General features: G+C 36.7%; 18 protein-coding genes and 1 pseudogene. 8 read left to right on the top strand and 11 right to left on the bottom strand.

Annotated features, from left to right (window positions below):
* Positions 1 to 450: 450 nt before the first annotated feature.
* Genes AC2JBO_RS23650 through AC2JBO_RS23640 form a run of 3 tightly spaced genes read left to right on the top strand, consistent with a single transcriptional unit; the run spans position 451 to position 1,845 of the window.
* Positions 451 to 795 (top strand): PadR family transcriptional regulator, encoded by a 345-nt coding sequence (locus tag AC2JBO_RS23650; RefSeq protein WP_496956080.1) that lies wholly within the window; start codon positions 451 to 453, stop codon positions 793 to 795.
* A gap of 17 nt (positions 796 to 812) precedes the next feature.
* Positions 813 to 1,712: a hypothetical protein gene (locus AC2JBO_RS23645; RefSeq protein WP_496956079.1), complete on the top strand. Its 900-nt coding sequence runs from the start codon at positions 813 to 815 to the stop codon at positions 1,710 to 1,712.
* On the top strand, positions 1,666 to 1,845 hold the full coding sequence (locus tag AC2JBO_RS23640; RefSeq protein WP_496956091.1) for a DUF6289 family protein: 180 nt from the start codon (positions 1,666 to 1,668) through the stop codon (positions 1,843 to 1,845). The genes AC2JBO_RS23645 and AC2JBO_RS23640 overlap by 47 nt, the downstream gene beginning before the upstream one ends.
* Here the strand turns inward: AC2JBO_RS23640 and AC2JBO_RS23635 are convergent.
* Positions 1,782 to 2,069, bottom strand: a complete 288-nt coding sequence (locus AC2JBO_RS23635; protein ID WP_496956078.1) for a hypothetical protein — start codon at positions 2,067 to 2,069, stop codon at positions 1,782 to 1,784. The genes AC2JBO_RS23640 and AC2JBO_RS23635 overlap by 64 nt on opposite strands.
* Before the next feature lie 258 nt (positions 2,070 to 2,327).
* Between AC2JBO_RS23635 and AC2JBO_RS23630 the strand changes: the two genes are divergently transcribed.
* Positions 2,328 to 3,020, top strand: a complete 693-nt coding sequence (locus tag AC2JBO_RS23630; protein WP_496956077.1) for a hypothetical protein — start codon at positions 2,328 to 2,330, stop codon at positions 3,018 to 3,020.
* Positions 3,021 to 3,117: 97 nt separating this feature from the next.
* Here the strand turns inward: AC2JBO_RS23630 and AC2JBO_RS23625 are convergent, their stop codons facing one another.
* The gene (locus tag AC2JBO_RS23625) at positions 3,118 to 3,609 is read right to left on the bottom strand and encodes a hypothetical protein (RefSeq protein ID WP_496956076.1); all 492 of its coding nucleotides are present in this window, start codon (positions 3,607 to 3,609) and stop codon (positions 3,118 to 3,120) included.
* Between the two features lie 348 nt (positions 3,610 to 3,957).
* On the opposite strand from AC2JBO_RS23625, the gene AC2JBO_RS23620 reads away from it, so the two are divergent.
* The gene (locus AC2JBO_RS23620) at positions 3,958 to 4,248 is read left to right on the top strand and encodes a hypothetical protein (protein WP_496956075.1); all 291 of its coding nucleotides are present in this window, start codon (positions 3,958 to 3,960) and stop codon (positions 4,246 to 4,248) included.
* Between the two features lie 161 nt (positions 4,249 to 4,409).
* Positions 4,410 to 5,093, top strand: coding sequence for a hypothetical protein (locus tag AC2JBO_RS23615; protein WP_496956074.1), 684 nt, complete (start codon positions 4,410 to 4,412; stop codon positions 5,091 to 5,093).
* Between the two features lie 341 nt (positions 5,094 to 5,434).
* Here AC2JBO_RS23615 and AC2JBO_RS23610 read toward each other — a convergent pair whose 3' ends face one another.
* The 3 genes from AC2JBO_RS23610 to AC2JBO_RS23600 all read right to left on the bottom strand — a co-directional run bounded on the left by AC2JBO_RS23610 (position 5,435) and on the right by AC2JBO_RS23600 (position 7,275).
* The gene (locus AC2JBO_RS23610; RefSeq protein WP_496956073.1) at positions 5,435 to 5,731 is read right to left on the bottom strand and encodes a hypothetical protein; all 297 of its coding nucleotides are present in this window, start codon (positions 5,729 to 5,731) and stop codon (positions 5,435 to 5,437) included.
* Positions 5,732 to 5,875: 144 nt separating this feature from the next.
* The gene (locus AC2JBO_RS23605; protein ID WP_496956072.1) at positions 5,876 to 6,346 is read right to left on the bottom strand and encodes a DUF3110 domain-containing protein; all 471 of its coding nucleotides are present in this window, start codon (positions 6,344 to 6,346) and stop codon (positions 5,876 to 5,878) included.
* 113 nt (positions 6,347 to 6,459) lie between these two features.
* On the bottom strand, positions 6,460 to 7,275 hold the full coding sequence (locus tag AC2JBO_RS23600; protein ID WP_496956071.1) for a GNAT family N-acetyltransferase: 816 nt from the start codon (positions 7,273 to 7,275) through the stop codon (positions 6,460 to 6,462).
* A gap of 548 nt (positions 7,276 to 7,823) precedes the next feature.
* On the opposite strand from AC2JBO_RS23600, the gene AC2JBO_RS23595 reads away from it, so the two are divergent.
* Positions 7,824 to 8,114 (top strand): hypothetical protein, encoded by a 291-nt coding sequence (locus AC2JBO_RS23595; protein WP_496956070.1) that lies wholly within the window; start codon positions 7,824 to 7,826, stop codon positions 8,112 to 8,114.
* Between the two features lie 20 nt (positions 8,115 to 8,134).
* Here AC2JBO_RS23595 and AC2JBO_RS23590 read toward each other — a convergent pair whose 3' ends face one another.
* Entirely contained in the window at positions 8,135 to 8,539 is a 405-nt protein-coding gene (locus AC2JBO_RS23590) for a DUF3085 domain-containing protein (RefSeq protein WP_496956069.1), read from the bottom strand.
* Positions 8,540 to 8,913: 374 nt separating this feature from the next.
* Between AC2JBO_RS23590 and AC2JBO_RS23585 the strand changes: the two genes are divergently transcribed.
* Entirely contained in the window at positions 8,914 to 11,187 is a 2,274-nt protein-coding gene (locus AC2JBO_RS23585; protein ID WP_496956068.1) for a DUF262 domain-containing protein, read from the top strand.
* Positions 11,188 to 11,237: 50 nt separating this feature from the next.
* Here the strand turns inward: AC2JBO_RS23585 and AC2JBO_RS23580 are convergent, their stop codons facing one another.
* The 5 genes and pseudogenes from AC2JBO_RS23580 to AC2JBO_RS23560 all read right to left on the bottom strand — a co-directional run.
* On the bottom strand, positions 11,238 to 12,413 hold the full coding sequence (locus AC2JBO_RS23580; protein WP_496956067.1) for a cysteine desulfurase family protein: 1,176 nt from the start codon (positions 12,411 to 12,413) through the stop codon (positions 11,238 to 11,240).
* Between the two features lie 35 nt (positions 12,414 to 12,448).
* Positions 12,449 to 13,390, bottom strand: a complete 942-nt coding sequence (locus AC2JBO_RS23575; protein ID WP_496956066.1) for a phospholipase D family protein — start codon at positions 13,388 to 13,390, stop codon at positions 12,449 to 12,451.
* A 3-nt stretch (positions 13,391 to 13,393) separates the two neighbouring features.
* A complete protein-coding gene (locus AC2JBO_RS23570; RefSeq protein ID WP_496956065.1) occupies positions 13,394 to 15,223 on the bottom strand; it encodes an ATP-binding protein in 1,830 nt (609 codons plus the stop codon).
* A gap of 154 nt (positions 15,224 to 15,377) precedes the next feature.
* Positions 15,378 to 16,985, bottom strand: a complete 1,608-nt coding sequence (locus AC2JBO_RS23565) for a DEAD/DEAH box helicase (RefSeq protein ID WP_496956064.1) — start codon at positions 16,983 to 16,985, stop codon at positions 15,378 to 15,380.
* Between the two features lie 74 nt (positions 16,986 to 17,059).
* A pseudogene (locus AC2JBO_RS23560) lies at positions 17,060 to 18,516 on the bottom strand (DNA sulfur modification protein DndB); the annotation flags it as partial.

The following is an 18,516-nucleotide window of genomic DNA, read 5'->3' as shown; positions in this document are numbered from 1 at the left end:
TTGATTCCTCTTATTAGAATTTATTGTATTCAAGACATCAAAGCACATTACTGATAATTAGATTAACAATTAAAATGACAATTTTGCACATGTATCAATTTTTTAATATAGATCAATTAAACGATGTTGAGAATGTAAAGCAACACAATTGTTTTGTATAAACTAATTTACTTAACAAAAATTAACATCTTTTTTTCAAGGTATATCAAAAAAAAGATACTAGTAGTTCAAATTTTAACTTGAACATTATTATTTTTTTTGCTAGTCTCAAATAGCTGATTGAAAAATAGTACGTTCACATGGAATCAATCTAGTTTGTTTAAAAATAAAGATTGATTTGTTAAGATACATATTACCTTTCAGTGATTATCAAAAATTTGATATATCATACTGCTTGCTAGCTAAATAAATTTTGGTAGCATTGTATGCATCCAAAAAAGTGTGTTTTTTATGAAAAGAAGACCCATAAACCTCGACGATATATCTCGTCTACAGGAGTGGATAATTCTCTGTTTACATAATAAAGAACTATATGGCGGACAAATTCCAAAATATATAGAGAAAGCAAGTAGTAATACGCGAAGAGTAGGGTGTGGTAGTCTATATCCAGCATTAGATGATCTTGAAAGAAAAGGTCTTATTCAATCAAGGTGGGGAGAACAAAGACTAACAGAAAGGAAAAATGCAAGGAGAAAATATTATATTCTTACCTCCGAAGGTGAAAGAATTGCAAATGAAATTGATGATTTCTTTTATCAGTTAAAAGCAATAAATTTACCTCTAGATACTATTTGACCAATTTTGAGGGAACTTTGGGGACAGAAATGCTATTACGTTTTACAATTTACAAGCTGCTTATCAAAAAGATTGAGCAAATCCGTGATTTTAGCGTATTGTTCTTGAATGAAGAGATGCAAGGTGATTTATGGGAGTTTTGGAATGAATTAATTGAACAAAAGAAACCAAAAATTATTGTTGAAATTCTAGTTATACATAGGATTGTAAAATTGCTATATGCAAGATTACTAATTGCTATCTCTAGGCATAAATTCCTTCTGTACGATAAGATTTCTAGTAATTTGTATCAAAATAAAAATAGTACAAGCTTTGGCTTAGATTATCAAAATAAGCATAATCAAGCTAAAGATTTTTTCGCTTATGATTCATTAAAGTCAGATTCTAAATGTGAAATTCTATCTAAGAAGAGAAGAAAGCATAGGAACTGTACACTCAATAAACCTTTGCAAAAAGCCACACTATATCGAGTGGTTAGTGTATTCATTGTAACTTTTTTGGCAAGCATCATTAGTAAATGTGGCGGTTCTGCTAAACCATTGATTGGTTATAGTCATAATTTGGAAAACAAAATACATTCATCAATACTAACACCTGCTGCCGCATCACCTCCCAAATCGTCAATGCACAACTTTAAACGAAGAAAATTTGAAGACAAACAATTACAAGCAGAAGAGCAGCAACTACAAGCGGAGGAAAAACAACGACAGGCAGAAGAACAGCAACTACAAGCGGAGGAAAAACAACGACAAGCAGAAATTGAACTCAATAACTATGAAGCGATGTACTGGTTGAAAATTGCACAAGAAAGGAGAAAAGAAGCAGCACATTGGTTGTGTGAGGCTCAAGCATTTAAATTAATAGCAAAAAATTTTAGACAACGGTATTTTCCAAGCCGCACAAGCACGTCCGGGTAAGGAAGTAGAAACGACTTATCACAGTGATGCCTCGAAGACAAAAGAGGTCGGTGGTTTACTATTATCCTGTTATGGAGGATTCAGTAAATGGGACAAGGTGACAAAATACAAAGTACGGTATTGTGATGGTTGATTAGTAAAGTTAGTAAATCCAGAAACTGTATTTTGACCTCTTCCATCTATAGTTTCGTTGTATGGTAATATCGGTGCCTTAAAACAAAGTAAAATCAGTGTTGTTCGTCCAGTGCTAGCTATGAGAGTAAAAAGAACAAAAGTATACTTAGGGTTTGCAGATACTCTCGCATTTGCCATTCGCCAAATATGAAACAGTTCAGTATCAAGCGCGTTTTTGTGCATGAGGAGCGCAGTGAGTGGGCGCCTGGATAATCTGAGAACGAATTGTTCTCCAAATGTACTACTGAGTAGTATATAGGCAGAAAGTGAGAGGCACCTGAATAATTTGGGAACCAATGGTTCTTAAAATGTACTGTTAGATAGTACAAACTTTTTGTGCATTTCAACGTGGAGCAGTGAGAGATAGGTGCCTTGCATTTTTCAATGTTATATATTTATATAGTATATGTAGCGTATGTAGTATAGTTTAAAGTTTTACCAATGTCAACAGAACAATACGAACAAAGCCGTACTTGCGACAACTGCGGCTATGAAGAAACAAGGTTTCTCGACGAATTAACCGCAGCCTTTGAAGAAACGCGCGCTTGGAGAGAACCATGTCCTCAATGTGGTTTAACAACATATTTTGGTGAGAGTTGTTCAACCCCACCACTTTCACGTTCTATATTGTCTGTCTGGGCAACCAATGATAAACTTTATTTTTCGCAACAAGATGAAGACTTAATTATTGCTTCTAGAGACAATTTAGAGCTAATTTTAGAGTTTTTAGATTCGTCTAGTACTAATATATGCAAAAGGAGAGTGTTAGCTTCTGCACTTTATGTACTTTGGTACGATAGTTACCCCAAAACTAGCGAGGTAGTTGCCTTTTCAGTTGTTTATGAGGCGCCGAGTTCAGATGGGTTGAACTTTAATGAGGAGGAATATTCGGATGAAACTGACTTGCAATCTTCGTCCGAAAGTAATTTCTGCTCTTTTCAACAAGTAAGCCCTGAAAATTTTTATGATGAGGAATTTGCTACCTTAGTTGCATCTGAAATCAAAAAACGGTCGCCGTTATTTATTGAATTAGGAGTTGAAAAAGGCTCTGAGTTTGACGAGCCACTATGGTATTTGAGCAATTATCTTAGAGATGCATTTGAAAAATACGCTGCTCAAAAGCATTCTTTATAAGAGGCGCAGTAAAGATAGAACACAACTACGGCACCGTTGTAATTTGTCTACCTCAAGAGTTGCAACGCTAGCTTAACGTTCTAACTTATACGAGATATTAATCAACTCTAGTAAATGTAGTTGTTGTGTCCATCTTAAGAGGTTTGTCTCCTAAAATAATAGCTTTGGCGTTATTAGTATAATGACCACCAGCAACAAAACTCAACCAAGCTTTTTTTCCTACATATTGTTGAGCAAAAGTAATAGAGTAATTGCACTTGCCAGTGTTAATATTTCCACTTAATTCATTAGAGTAATAAAATATTGGGGAACTAGATAAGAAGACGGCTTGAGGTTCTATTTCGTTGCTGTATAGAACGACACTTAAGTCTTTACATTTAAGGGCACCTTTAGATGCGTTGCGACCAAATCTAACTTGCACTTCACCGTAAATTTTTGGTGAGAGTTTTTCAAAGTTTGCAGGATTTACCTGTAAAACAGGCTTAATTGGTTTTCTTTGAATTTGGGCACTAGCGATTCCAATGCTGCTTACAATTGAAATAATAACTGCTATTGTTAAAACACTTGTACGGATGAAGTGAAATTTCATAATTACCTTGGATTATGTACTAGTATGAGTTTTGACCTCAGCCTTGTACTCCTAGGTATGTTCGGCGCCATCAATTTATGCACTTAGCCTCAAAGTTTGTTAAAGCGAACTGTATTAATTATGGTAGGGTAGTGCGCGTTTCATTCGAGCGATAATTAGTTCATTATAGAGTAATGCGCCTGCATAAAGTCTTGAAAACTTACATATATTGTAGAAATTGTAGATATAAAACAGAAATGCAAAAATCATTCTTAATTTCAACTACTTGCTTGTTAGTTTGCGTTGCAACAAACCTATTTAACTTTTCACCTTTTTTAGCTCAAAGAAGCTGGCGCCCGTTGATTGCTTATGAATGTCAAGGCGGAGAGTGAAACTATTTTTAAAATAGTTTTGAAGAAAGATAAAGCTTATACTGTTCAATCACGCGAGGTTAACACCGACCCTAAAAATCCACCTAAAACTTTACCTGGTGGTAGATATGTTTCTTTCCGCAAGGGTTTCAGGTTCAAAACTGGTGAACTGAAAGATCAGTCAATCTTGCGTCAAGACAATAATATTTATCTAGTGGCAACATCAGATGAAGCTAGAGCTGCGGAAGTTGCTGCTGCTGATGGTGCAGCTTTTTGCAAACAAATCTAACCGAACAATTCGTAAAGTCTTTGAAAAATTGGCACGCTCATACACCTTTTCCGTCGAAGCTCCAAACATTTGATTATAATTGGCGCCGATATTTCCCCTGCATTTTTCAGATTTTTATGTATTATAATGTCACTTGTGTAGTATAAAATGAAGTTTTACCAATGTCAACAGAACAATACTCACAAAGCCGCACTTGCGACAACTGCGGTTATAAGGAAACAAGGTTACTTGACGAGTTGAGCGTATCTTTTGAGGAAACAAGCGCTTGGAGAGAGCCATGTCCTCAATGCGGTTCAACAGATTTTAGTGAGAGTTGTTCGCGTCCGGCTCTTTCACGTTCTATATTGGAATTTTGGTCAACTAACGATGGACTTTATTTTTCGCAACAAGACCAAGACTTGGTTATTGCATCTAAAGAGAGTTTAGAAATAATTCTAGAGTTTTTAGATTCTCCTAGTACACATATATGGCAAAGGAGAGTGTTAGCTTCCGCACTTCATGTACTTTGGTACGATAGTTATCCTAAAACTAGTCAGATACTTGCCTTCACATTTGTTTTCAAAGAAGCAGCTCCATGTGATTCCAATTCTACTTTAGAGCAATATAGGGATGAAGTAGATTTGCTGTCAAGCGAGGAAAGTAATCTCTGCTCTATACAACAAGCAAGTCCTGAAGATTTTTATGATGAGGAATTTGCATCAAAAGTTGCATCTGAAATAAACAAAAGGAGACCGTTATTTATTGAATTAGGGGCTGAAAAAGCTGAAGAATTTGGCGAGCCATTATGGTATTTAAGAAATTATGTTAGGGAAGCATTTGAAAAATATGCTGTCACTGGCGCCTAAAACTCCCCACATTACCGATTAAACCGCGCGTAATGTGAGGAAAGTATCGGCACATTAATACCATTAATTGATAAACTAGGAGGTAAAGGCACCCTAATAAAGATTGCAACAGCGATTTTTGGATGTGTCACGATGGTGGCGTTAAAACAGAACGGCGCCGCTTAAATCCAAAGCTCAAGCACACTAATTAATGAACAATTTTGTTTGTGAGTCCGGCGTATAAAACCTTAGTATCTCAAGTATATTTTTGTACTTGATAGCTGGGCGAAGTTTCGCTCGTATGGAAGATAGGCGGCTTCTAACGTTACACGAACGTATAGCATTAAAAGATTGGCGCCCTGTTATATATAGACAAGTTCATACAAATACGATTTGTCTCCCTTTCGACTTACCCAAACACCAGCGGGTGGAGATGAACTGTCTTGCTCGGCGATGGCAACTTCCGAAGGGATTGCAACAATATCGAGCTTCTCGTCCACGCATACCCAACCGTGCCCATTAACTAGAGTTACCCAAATGTCTAAATCTTCGCGTTTCCATGCTAATTGTCCCTGAAATGGTTCACAAGGGTTGTAGCGATATACAACATTGTCGATCCGGCGCCTGAACTCGAAGCTTCTACGATTATTAGTAGACATTTTTTCTTAGCTTCAATAACCTTATACGCTTGCTCTGCTGTAACTTTCTATTTTATGCATTATTTACAAAAACTAATGTTGTGCAGGTGCCAATAAATGAGGGCGCCTGAATCAAAAGTATCAAGCAACGAGCAACTCCAAAGCTTAAGGATTACCTTTGACAGGGTAACATTCTTTGTCATTGCAAGTTATTTTATTTACTCCCTCCCATCTGCCATTTTTCGTTGGTGGTGTTAGATTGGCGCCTGCCCTAACCAATGCACAATCATAATTTGAGGTTTTACAGAATGCTTGAACCTCCGATTCTAAAATTGCTTCTACTTTCGACCCTAAAAAATTTTGTTTTTCAAGCTTTTGGGCATAAACTAAAGCATCGTCTTGTTTTTCAAACATGAGTAATTTGTTACGATTCTTATAAAATATTGTATAAATTCCTTCTGTATTATTAACTGTTTTAAATAGTAATACATATATCGTATTACTAGGCGCCTGTACAACTAAACTACTATTGCTGTCTTCTCGATTTTTTAGTTCTGTAGTACTGGCATTGCATGGAAAAGTTGTAAGAGTTGCGATTGACAGCAAGATTAAGCGTAGCAAGGATTTGTTCAACATAGGATATAGAAGTTTTGGCGCCTTATATACTTATATCTCCCTCTGGACGGTCAACTTATGCAACATCTACAATATGTTGTAAATATCAAGCTAGTAAATTATTTTAAATTATGCTAGCCAACTTCAAGAGTTGTTACAGCAAATATATGGTTGATAGGTAAGTTAGGGGGCATGCGAGTATACATTCTTGCACATTCCGATACTGGCTCCATTCCAAACCGTTGAGCTAAAGTAATTGCAATTGGATTCGCATCGGGTATATCCATAAATACAGAAGCATCTTGACTTTTGGCAAATAAAGCGAGCAAAATTTTTTCGGCAATCTGTTCTGAATCGGCAAATAGCGGTCCAATCCGAAAACCAGTATGGCTCTGCCGGATGACTCCATAACCAACAAGAGCATCGTTGCTCTTAATGCCTAAAGCAATATGATGCTCTTGTGCAATCCAAGATTGCAGGAACTTTGAGCGCTCTCCCGGAAAAAATTGGCGGTCATAAGCAACTAACAAAGCACACGGCACAGTACTGAGTTCCACAATATCTGGAGACAAAGTGCCATTAATGACGCCTTCATAACGGATATCATTATAAGCAATTTGGAAACCTGATTTTTTATAGTTTTCTTGTTGAGCTATTACACCATCTAAACCGATATTTCGTTTTGCTCCTAAATATGAGACTGCCGAAGTCCAAAGTTGCATACCATACCCGTGTCCACGATATTCTGGTTTGACGATATAAAAACCAATACAGCCAAAATTATCATCATAGGCAACAGCGGAAATGCAACCTATAGGCTCGCCGTTCAATTCGCCAATAAAAAAACCTTGTTTGTCGATCTGGTAAAAACACTCGGCATCACAATTACCTGGGTTCCAGCCTTCCAAGGCTGCCCAAGCAATCGCCAAATCTACTTCTGACCTCTTCATGAGACGGATTGTAAAATTGGATACTGTCATAACGTCAGATTATATCTAAAGCAACTTAAATCCAAGAAAGTGAGAACAAATTGTACTAATAAAATATGCAGGCGCCTTAATATCTAATAGGCTTGACTGTAAACAATTTATGCACTTCGGTAGAATGCGAACAAAAAATCATTGAAGCGAATACTGCTATTTGGTTTACACACTCGGTATTTATCGCTCGTGGATTATGCTACGTATAGTACTGAATTCTTACGACTGTAACTCATCTCCAATCTGGAATTAGCAGCAGTGTAAATTATGTTGGCGCCCCAAATAAAGTAAAATAAGCGTTGTTCATTACCTGTTTGTCTTTTACATAAAGGCACGCTCACGGTGCTAGCACTTTATGGTTATTAAACACTTGCGAGTAGATGGCGTTTGGTTTACAGGTGAGCCAAAAGTACTAATGGGTCAGTAGATAGTACGTTCCTTACAAGGGGAAGGCGCCCTAAACAAAATAAAATAAATTTTGTTTATACACTGTTTACAGTTACAAGGAGAATCTCAAAATGCGAAACAGAAGAGGTGGTGCGTGTAGAAACCAAGAGTTAAGAGAAAAATTAGACCCGATGGTAAAAAGTAGGTTAGATAGTATTCCTTATGCAACAAAATTAAAACTATTAGATGATAATCAAGTTAAATTAAACCTACAGGACTACGCAAAGTCAATTAGAAGAAAAATAGAACAACGTTGTACGAACAAGTTAACTGAATTTGAGAAGTCAATGATTAACCAAAACTTTCTGAGGCTTTTTCCTGATGCAATTGTAAAAGCCAAGAATCATTCGATTGGCTCATAGTACATTAAGTAAATTCATTGTTAATATAATGCGTCGATACCTTCTTCATTAACTTCAAGTTGAATATATTCACCAGGTCTAAGCAAAGCAGCTTCGATGAAATCTACTCCCAAAAAATCAATACCGTCATCAGAACCAAACGATTCTTCTTTTACACGGCGCCATTCATCGAAGGGTAGTGTTTTAGGATTACATTCCCTTGCATATACTACAAATGCTGGTTTTTCTGGGGTCGCTTCTCCAAGGGCGCCGTCATGTAGTAAACCTGGTTCGCCGTTCGAGATAAGATAAATACCTTCGTCTCCTACAATTAGTATTCCTGGTCGCTTTGTACTTTCTTCTTCATATATAGCTATATGGCGATTAGAGTTTTTAGTATGTTCGAGTATTTTCTGAACATCTCGTTTTAAAAAATGTAATCGCATCAGTTACCGCTCCTTGATTGCTTCGGTTTGATTGATAAATTTATATGTATGTTTGGGTAAAGGTGCCTTTCTTAAGGTAGCAAACAACGGGCATTTATCAGCATTACTATAGGGAAAGCGATGCAGCCGAATGTGGGCACCTGTGCCAATAAGTACCGTACAAGTAAATACCTTAATGGGTAGGCGCCTGTGTCGCAGCAAGAAAGGCACAGAATACAATTATAACTTTTTGAAAACTAAATAACGATATAAAAATATAGTCGTCCGCAATTTCAACATACTACTGTCGCTAAGTTAACTAAGCATGTGCTAGGTTAATTATTGAGTGGTAATGTTTAATACTAAATTACTTTTCGTAAAGGAAGTAAATATTTATGGTAGATATTTCTCAGGCATTTGGAACATCTAGTGAAACGATATCGACTTTTTTTCAAAAAGCAGGAGTTGGATATTATATTCCTTTGTATCAACGAGAGTATAGCTGGGGTGGGGAAAACGTAGAACAATTGATAGAAGATATTTGTCGTGGCGTTGATATTCTTCTTTCTGAGGATAAGAACTCTATACGATTTTTAGGCACAGTTATTTTAGTTACAGAGCGAAACAAAAATAGTATTGACCCAGTAGATAAGCGCGCTTTACCACCAACTATAAACAATGTCATTGATGGACAGCAGCGTATTTCTACCATTGCCTTAGTATCTTGCCAGTTATATAAACGTCTTCATGAATTAGTTGAAAAAATGCCAGATGATAGTGAATATGATGGCATAAGAGAAGCATACCAATTTTACAAAACAAGACTTTTAGCAATATTTTCTTTAGATTTAAACCGAGGAACACCGTCACTAAAACCAATCATCATTCGAGGATCTCAGGATAGATGGACATATGATGGTGATAATGACAATTATAAGTCAGATGTATCTTCATATATAGCCTCATTTATAGGTGCCATTGCAAGTAATGCTAATTTGAATAACCCAAAAGCAAAAAAAAATTCTTTAGTTAGTAGAAATATATCAAGAATTAATTCATTATTGAATAATGTTGAAAAAGCTCATGAATCCAATGATAATGAAGATTTCCCACCAGCTTGGGAAATATTAGACAAAATGTATGAAGTAGACTTATGGAACTATGAGCGAGAAGATTTAAAGTCTCTAATTAAAAACCGCCAAAATCCAATGTCTCCTGTTGAAAAGCGGATGTGTTCAATTGTTCAACTTTTTGCTTTTTGTTACTATTTGCTTGAACGTTGTTGTTTTACGTTAATTGAACCAGTGTCTGAGACTTGGGCATTTGACATGTTTCAATCGCTCAACGCAACAGGAACACCCTTAACTGCACTTGAAACTTTTAAACCATTGGTAGTTAATAATGTTGTTACTTCAAATGGAGGATTTAAAGGTTCTAAATCTGAACAATATTTTGAACGTGTAGACAAGTTACTAAGCTCATCAGTAAGTGCTTCTAGTAAAAATAAAATAACAAACGAATTTCTGACTGTATTCGCTTTAGCACATGATGGCACTAAATTATCTACTCAGTTTAGCGCACAAAGAAGATGGTTAATAGAAAAGTATAATGAATGTGCATCTGTAAATAAGAAAGAAGAGTTTATCCGTAGAATGGGAGATTTAGCAACTTATTGGCTAAATGCAATCGATTTTGATTCTTCTCGATTTACAGCTATTCCTGAAACAGAGAATGTAGTAGATGAACATAAAAAGCAAGCAGCTTTGTGTGTAATGTACCTTCAGGATGCAGGTCACAAAATGGCTAATACTATTTTAAGTCGCTTTTATGCTCTTGTTATAAGAAAAGAACAGAATGCAGATAATGAGTTTGTATTTGCTTGCAAAGCAGTTGCTGCATTTTTTACGCTTTGGCGCTCGGCTTTACCCAATGCAGGACTTGATGAAATATATAGAAAACTGTTACGTGACCAGATGTCATGGGAGAAAGGTAATTCTGGAGTAACTGTTAAAGCGCTTAAAAAATACTTAATGGAAGTTCTGATTGATAAAGGTATAGCAACAAAAGATGATTGGAAAAATAAGGCAAAGTCTTATTTAAGATATGATTATGTCCAAAAAGTTTGCAAATTTGCTTTATTTGTCACGTCACATGATACTATTCCAGATAAAACTAATCCAGGTTTAATGAAAATTGGCAAATCTGGTTGTAGCCAATATTTAGAGCCATATAAATGGCGCGCTGAACATTTTAAGAGTATTGAACATGTAGCACCTCAACGTCAAAAATTACCAGATAATTCACAGTGGGACTCAAAGCTATATGAAGATTATAGTTATCAGCAAATCGGCAATTTAACGCTTTTACCAACAGATATTAATAGCTCTGCCAGTAACAAGCTGTGGATTGAAAAATGGATATATTATAGTCATTTAGCAGAAACAGACCTTGGTAATTTAGCAAATTTAGAAAAGCTTGCAAATGACAATGGAGTAAACTTAAAACTAACTACAATTAATTTGTTAAAAAATACTCCCCATAATCATCATATTATACCTGTTGTTGAATTAGGAATGACAGGATTATGGGATAAAGCTTTTGTAGATAAAAGGACTGAGCGTATATGCGATATTCTTTGGGAACGTATGCATCAATGGCTTAGTGAATAAGAGCATAGAAGCTTTATTATATTTCCTTTGAAAGTGAACCTGCTCTTATCTTAAAACGCTTGACGAGTTAAACTAACTGCTTCGGAAATTATTTTAGCTGCGCTTTCAATTTCATTTGGAGTTGTAAATTTACCAATACCAATGCGTAGTGCCCCTTCTACATAATCATCTGGTAAACCCATTGCAGTAAGTACATGCGAAGGTGTTTCTACACCAGACGAACAAGCGGCGCCTGTAGATATAGCTAATTGGTGTCTAACTCTAGCAATAACTGCGCTGTTAGGAACACCGGAGATAGAAATATGGAGATTACCTGATAAGCGATTTTCAACATCACCGTTAACCTCTAAACCTGGAATACTTTCCTGTAACAGGGTTTGTAACTTGTCTCGCAATGAGGCAATTACCTTCTCATCCTCTTGCATTTCTAGCAGCCGCAGACGACAAGCTTCCCCTAACCCAACAATACCAGGAACGTTGAATGTACCTGAACGTAGTCCTTTCTGATGACCACCACCAAATAAGATAGGTTGTAGCTTGTGACCTTTCCTTACTACCAAGGTGCCGGAACCCTTGGGACCATATAACTTGTGTGCGGATATAGCTAAATAGGTAATTCCCCAGTCTTCAAAGTTTATAGGTATTTTGCCTACAGATTGCGAAGCATCACAGAGAAACGGTATTTGATATCTTTGGGCAATGGCGCCAACCTCTCGAGTTGGATAAATATTTCCAATCTCGTTATTTGCTGCCATGACGCAAAGTAGCGACACTTTAGAAGCACATACTTTTTCAAGATGCTCTAAATTTAACTGTCCTTTTGAATTAACCTCAAGATATACAATTTCTGCTAATCCCTTTTTGGCAAGTGCGTAACAAGTATCTAAAACAGCTTTGTGTTCAACAGGTAGAACCGCGATGCGAGGTGTATCAAGTCTTTTGTCGTATGGAACACAACCTTGAATTACTAAATTAATACTTTCAGTGGCGCCAGATGTAAAAATTACTTCCTGATGTGAAGCATTTACTAATTTTGCTACATTCTTTGCAGCTTGTAGAACAGCTTGTTTAGCTTCTTCACCATAAGTATGGTCTGTACTACTGGCATTACCATATACTGCGGTCATATAGTGTAGCATCAATTCAGCAACTCGTTTATCAACAGGTGTTGTTGAATGGTAATCAAGATATATAGGAGCATTTTTAGAAGTTAATGTATTTTCCATACGTAGCTTGATATATACACAACCTAATATTACTATTAACTGATGGGAACGCGATAAAATATCTCTGAATAATTAGGTACAGATAAAGCATAACGGTTAGGTAAGAAATAACGTAACCAGCGCATTAGTGTTTGCCATGCATAACTAGCATTAAAATCTGGACTGCTGCTACATGGAAGCGATGACAGAAAATCTCGTACAGCGCCAAATCGTTGTGGAGTCACAACAAACATATCTACTTGTCGAATAATTGGCATCTGTAATAATATCGCTCCTACATACACATTAAAGGCGCCTCTTGGTAGGTTGGGAATCAACTGTAAAGCTTGTAAATCAGATATTGCAGCATTAGCAGAGGTTGTACTTAAGCGCTTTAATTGTCCAGAATAAGCTAAATATAAATCTTTTGGGTTACGCAGGGTTGGTATCCAAACCTTAGAAGAAACACTTTGAATAGATGCTTCTTCTATATTGCTTTCAAACTCTAATATATATGGTGTTATTTGATGAGTTGTCATCGCTTCTACAGTTGCCGACATTTGGTTAAATAAACTTTCATCAACCTGAATGCATCCTGCTAAAAGCTCTATCTCAAATAATCTTAATTCTGTTGTCACAGCTAGTGCTACAAGAAGCTCTAAGTTAGGTTTGTTTGACCATCCAAGGGCTGAAGCTGTTAAATTAGCTGAACCAACAAGACAGTTTGTGTCCGCACGATAAAACTTCGCGTGTAGGTCAGGTCTTAATAATAAAGACGATTTGGGACGAGCTTTAATAACAGACCACACCTCCAAATCACTTACACCAGCTAGAATTTCCTCTGGGCGCCAGCGCGTAATACATATCAGGTTTACATCGTTGGGTAATAGTGACAGCAGTTTGTTTAGCACGGGAGCTTTTATAAAAGGCGCCGTGAGTACAACGTCTTTTTGAGCTTCCGCGCATAGTTTTTCTAACTGGTATCCTAGTGGCGCCACAAGTTAATCATCTTTTTCTAAAAATAATCTAGCCATACTTCCCCAATTCGCTCGAATCTCAGCAGCATCTTGACGCCGTTTCCCTTCTGGCTGTTCATCTTCGTAACGTGCCCAAGCCCCTAATAATAATTGTAAGCCTTTTAATGAATTACTTAGACGAGAACGTAAAGTTTCTGCATCTACGTCGTCAACATCTTGTTTTAAAATTTCCATTAAATTGTCATAAGCAGGATGTCTAGTATTTAGTAAAACTATAATTGCTCCACCTTTTGACTTGACAGTGAAAAAAGCTGGTGTATCGGTATCTGCTTCTTCAAATATATACTTAAAATTACTATCAACAGTTGTTGCGGCTAATTCTGTTGCATAATTTTTTGTGAATCCTTCATTAACCAAGGCTTTTTCGATAATCTCTTTTCGCTCTTGTTTTGGTAAAGACTCTTGTATATCACTGGCACCTTGATGTCCTTGCTTTTTTCTTTCTTGTGTTACTACTGTTGCTACTTCCTCAACTTTTGGACTAGGATAACGTTTAGTACTTGCGCTGCGAGTTCCTTGAGTCTGTGCGTGAAGTATACGACGAATAGAAGCAAGCTGATTCCTAATTCTTAAAGCAACTTCTAACAGTGGACCTCTTGGGTCTTCTTCTTCTTTAAATTCTTTTTTAAGTTGAATAATTGTTTTATTATCTTTTAGTAAAGATTCAACATCAACGTTTAATACTTCTTGAAAATTTCTTGCTGATTGTTTATTATTTGTTACACCAAATAAATCATCTAACGCTGGTGGAAACTCAATCTCTACACCCCACCATCGTTCTGTTGGATTGTAATGATTCACTAAAGTTTCATCTAGCTCTAACTCCCGTCCTGCTCTGACAACAGATATACCCAAATTATTAAATGCGTGTTTCCCGTGAGGAAGACTTCCTGGATTTTTTCCACCTTCAGCCTGTCGTGCTTCTTCCTTTGCATGGGAAAAACGTAATATAACAGTATGAGTCTCCCCACGAAAATCAACATTTATTGGAAGTTCTGCTCCCTCTCCATCCGCTTCCCAAGCCTCGAACATAGGAGTTTTATCAAAAGGAGGAGGACACGATGTTTTTTTCATTAAGTATCCAGGGTCGTTTGGCAAAGCATTTTTATATTCAGTAACATCATTTGTATCGTAATCAAACACTTTCATCCGGATATTAACTTTACCATTTTCTAAAAATTTGCGATATATCCTACCAATGAGAAATTCTGAATTATCTATGATAGCAGTGCCTTTTTTCCAAATACACTTATCAATATTTGACCAGACTACTAAAGTCCCAGTTTTACCAAATATATTACCAGCTTTGAACCACTTTTGAGGTATTGACTTCGCTATTGGTTCTGGTACTTCTGTTTGATGTTGCTGTTTTATTTCTTCTAAATCTAAATAGGTGTAAAGAGCTTTTTCTATACCGTTTTGCCAACTCCAAACTTCTACTTTCTGACATTGAGAAACAGAGGAAGATGGTAGCCCCATTCCAAATCTACCAATACCCGTGTGCTTTGATTTTTCTAAATATGTACCATTCCCAAACTGTAATGCTAAACGTAAAACCGTTGCATCCATACCGCTACCGTTATCTAAAACAGCAATCTTATAAATGCGAGAACTTCGACGTTGCTCCACCATACTTACTGTTTCCGCACACAGCAATTCTACTTCAGTGGCACCTGCCTGTATCGAATTATCCATCAGTTCGGCAATTGCATAAGCAGCGTTTTTGTAACCATTATCTCGCATTGCTTGAACTGCTAAATGTGCTGGAACTATATCGTGTGGATTGTTAGACATATGTTTTACTGATAACCCCTAGTGATAATCGTTATTATTTTGTCCTATTTCTATTTTTCCCTAAAATTATCTACAAGTATTAAATTAATCTGAAGTTTACAAGAAATATTAGTAACTTTACAGATGAATTATAACGAGTTTTCTATATTTGCCCCTAGTCCCAAACATCCTCCCAGTTATGAAAAGCTTCTGTAATAGAACCAAATCCAGGTAAAATGCTATCAACGACAGTTACAATTTCAGCAGTTTTATTTCCACCTGCTTTCACACCACGGATAGCACGCCCAATCATTTGACTGTAAAGAACAAGCGACCTGGTAGGACGTGCAATTACTGCGGCACTTGTTCGAGGCGCGTCAAATCCAGTACTTAAAACACCGTAGTTGCATAGTACTTTTATTTCATTAGATATATCTTTATAACTGTTTATTAACCGTGAGCGTTGTTGTGATGGAGTGGCGCCTGTAACTGAAGATGCTTGATAACCTCTAGTTTGCAACACTATAGCAAGTAAATCTGAATGTTTTACGGAAGCTGCAAAAACTAATATTCGTTGGTGACGTTCAACTAGTTCTTCTACTTCTAAGATAATACGAAGGTTACGTTGTTCATCTTGGGCTAATTTATCCAAGATACTTTGGGGTAAGTCAAGCTCTTCCTGAATACGGTCTAAGTCCCTAGCGGTTACTTTTGAGTTACCACTGTAATAAAGGGAACGAAAGGAAGGACGAGCAAGATATTGTTCAGATATTAGATAGTTGATTGAGTTTTTATACCCCGGTACTTCAAGGGTAACTTTACGCTTTGCAAAAAAATCTGATAACTGAGCATCTTTATTAATATCTCTCCAAGTTCGTCCCGGTGTGGCAGTCAAACCTAGTAGCGCTGAGTTTTGATACGGTACTACCAATACATCAAGAACTAATTTGTAAGTTTCCGCAATTGCTTGATGCGCCTCATCGATAACGACCAATGATGAACGACTACCCAGTCTATTAATAAATCGTATGCTTTGCTTCGTTCTACTATATACCTTAGAAAGTCCGGCAACTACAATACCGTCTCGCAGTTGATCTACATCAAGTTCACAGACGCCCCAAAAGCGATAAACAGACACTTGACGGTTTCCCAAATACTGCCAAGCTTTTTGAAATTCTGTAGCTGCTTGTTCGCAAAGCTCCTCGCTGTAAGCTAACCAGATAACTACAGTTGGTTCATTAAAGCGTAAATGGTCGGCAATAATATTCATTGCGGTACGAGTTTTACCTGAACCAGTAGGCATATGTAGTAACACCCGTCTTGGTTCCTGCTTAAGATAATCTTGTACTTTACGTGCTGCAATACGTTGATGTTCAAACAAGGGATAACCTGGCGCCGCTGATTCTAATGAAGGAGTTTCGATAATCTCTTCTAACTGCGGTAACGGTAACTCGAAGAAATCAAACAGTGCGCGTTCACGTTCTGAACCACGACGTACTGAGGCTTGTTTCAACGCCTCGAAAACATCCCCTGTTACTTGAACTTGCATAATTTTCGCTAGAATTTTTGCTTGCTCTGGGCGTAGCAAATTTAAAAGTAGGGGACGAGTTTCTTTTGATTGCAGGAGATTTGCAGGAGTGTATAACTTCGTTAGAATCTCCTGTAAGCGAGATGGAGTTGCAAGGCTTGGGTCTAAGAGATGAATTAGACGAACTGCGGTGCCACCAAGTAATTTTTGTAGCGTTTCGTCGTCTGCTCTTGATAATAAATTATCGAATTGCAAATACACTCTCCAATAAAATACTAGTTTGTAAAGGCGCCTACAGTAGATTGAACAATATGTTTAGGCTTTTAATTTTATACAGCTTCTGTAATACGCTTGACTATTTTGTCTTCATTCGCAAATTCACCTAAGCTTGCTTTAATATTGTCCTCGCACTTACTACGCACGTCCTTTTCCATTTCAGTTTTCTTATCTTTAACAAGTTGTGCTATTTCATAGTCTGTTTTTCCTTGTCCACGAGACTCTGCTTCTAATACGTAGGTTTCGCGTTTAAAGTCAGATAAATTTAAGTTGACTTCTACTGCTTTACTAATGTAGCTTTCACGTATTTTTATAATACTTGCGATTAGACCAGGTAAATTACTTTTATAAGTGTCTACTAGGTTTTGGTCATTAGCCTGATTCAACCCATCAACTAATGCTTTGTAAGCGTGCTTTGAATGAACTATTTCTAAAATTCCATATCGGAAAAATATCCACTGTTTTTCATTTAGTTCCTTAACACCACTAAGCGTCAGTAATTTCCTTAGTCCTAATTCATTAATATCAAACACTCTAATTCTTGATTCTGTAATTAAGCCAGTTAAAGTGTAATGTTCTACTTTTGAATCAGATGAAAAAAACGTATTGAGTGTATTAAGATATAAGCTTGAAACAAATTCTATACATTGAACACGTATATCGTAAGGGGTATCTACTGCTAACATAGACTCAACAACTGAATGAACAGCCATCAAGTATCCAAGTTGAAAAGCTTGTGTAGATATAGTATCAAATATTGGTTTAGAACGTGCTACTAACTCTTTAAGATTCTCATCAAAATTGTCTGTAGAAGAAAATCTTTGATAATCTACGTTAAAAAGCTTTGAAGCTCTATGTTTTTTGATTTCATCTTCATGTTTATCCAACGCTTTGACCACAGCATTCGCATCGCTAAGTTGGTTTTCGATATAATCACCTACTTTTTGGTGTAAGTCTTCTAAATCTTTTTTCTTTGCAACCAAACGTTTATGATGTTCTTCAAAAACATTTCTAACTCCACTGCCCTCAAATAGCAAACTATAACATTTACTTTGAATTAAATCTGCGCGTGCATCAGGGTCAAGTAGACGAGTTCGTAAAGCTCTCATTTCAGCATTATGTACAGTAAATGGTCTAAATTCATCAAATAACTGAAGTAATACTTTGTCTGAAACATCTGCTAGTAAGCTAACAGCTAACTCGACATCTTCAGGTGAATGAGATTTAGAAGAGAAGCGAGAAAGCGACACCCACTTTTCCAATGTAGTTCCCTTTAAAATTTCTGCTGGGCGCCCTGGATTTTTCACTCTTCTTCCATCTGTAATATCATATGGTTCTTCAAAGCTAAAAGCATCAGGATTGCAAAAAGATACAGCAGAGTGCATGATATGCAGAGCTACAGCAGAAGAGTATTGTAATTGACCAGCTACAACTTGTTTTGCTAAATCCGATTCCGAATCGCCAAATGCAAATGAATAAATACGGGCAATTGAAGACAAATCTTCTCCTC

Source organism: Calothrix sp. CBUCES-K 9914 (assembly GCF_059640475.1).
Note: the sequence above shows the minus strand (reverse complement) of the source record. Positions and strands in the feature narration are given on the sequence as shown.

Bases quoted from the DNA above. Each gene is read 5' to 3' on its own strand.
- AC2JBO_RS23650 (WP_496956080.1), top strand. From the start codon at position 451: ATGAAAAGAAGACCCATAAACCTCGACGATATATCTCGTCTACAGGAG.
- AC2JBO_RS23635 (WP_496956078.1), bottom strand. From the start codon at position 2,069: ATGCACAAAAACGCGCTTGATACTGAACTGTTTCATATTTGGCGAATG.
- AC2JBO_RS23630 (WP_496956077.1), top strand. From the start codon at position 2,328: ATGTCAACAGAACAATACGAACAAAGCCGTACTTGCGACAACTGCGGC.
- AC2JBO_RS23625 (WP_496956076.1), bottom strand. From the start codon at position 3,609: ATGAAATTTCACTTCATCCGTACAAGTGTTTTAACAATAGCAGTTATT.
- AC2JBO_RS23620 (WP_496956075.1), top strand. From the start codon at position 3,958: ATGAATGTCAAGGCGGAGAGTGAAACTATTTTTAAAATAGTTTTGAAG.
- AC2JBO_RS23615 (WP_496956074.1), top strand. From the start codon at position 4,410: ATGTCAACAGAACAATACTCACAAAGCCGCACTTGCGACAACTGCGGT.
- AC2JBO_RS23610 (WP_496956073.1), bottom strand. From the start codon at position 5,731: ATGTCTACTAATAATCGTAGAAGCTTCGAGTTCAGGCGCCGGATCGAC.
- AC2JBO_RS23605 (WP_496956072.1), bottom strand. From the start codon at position 6,346: ATGTTGAACAAATCCTTGCTACGCTTAATCTTGCTGTCAATCGCAACT.
- AC2JBO_RS23600 (WP_496956071.1), bottom strand. From the start codon at position 7,275: ATGAAGAGGTCAGAAGTAGATTTGGCGATTGCTTGGGCAGCCTTGGAA.
- AC2JBO_RS23595 (WP_496956070.1), top strand. From the start codon at position 7,824: ATGCGAAACAGAAGAGGTGGTGCGTGTAGAAACCAAGAGTTAAGAGAA.
- AC2JBO_RS23590 (WP_496956069.1), bottom strand. From the start codon at position 8,539: ATGCGATTACATTTTTTAAAACGAGATGTTCAGAAAATACTCGAACAT.
- AC2JBO_RS23585 (WP_496956068.1), top strand. From the start codon at position 8,914: ATGGTAGATATTTCTCAGGCATTTGGAACATCTAGTGAAACGATATCG.
- AC2JBO_RS23580 (WP_496956067.1), bottom strand. From the start codon at position 12,413: ATGGAAAATACATTAACTTCTAAAAATGCTCCTATATATCTTGATTAC.
- AC2JBO_RS23570 (WP_496956065.1), bottom strand. From the start codon at position 15,223: ATGTCTAACAATCCACACGATATAGTTCCAGCACATTTAGCAGTTCAA.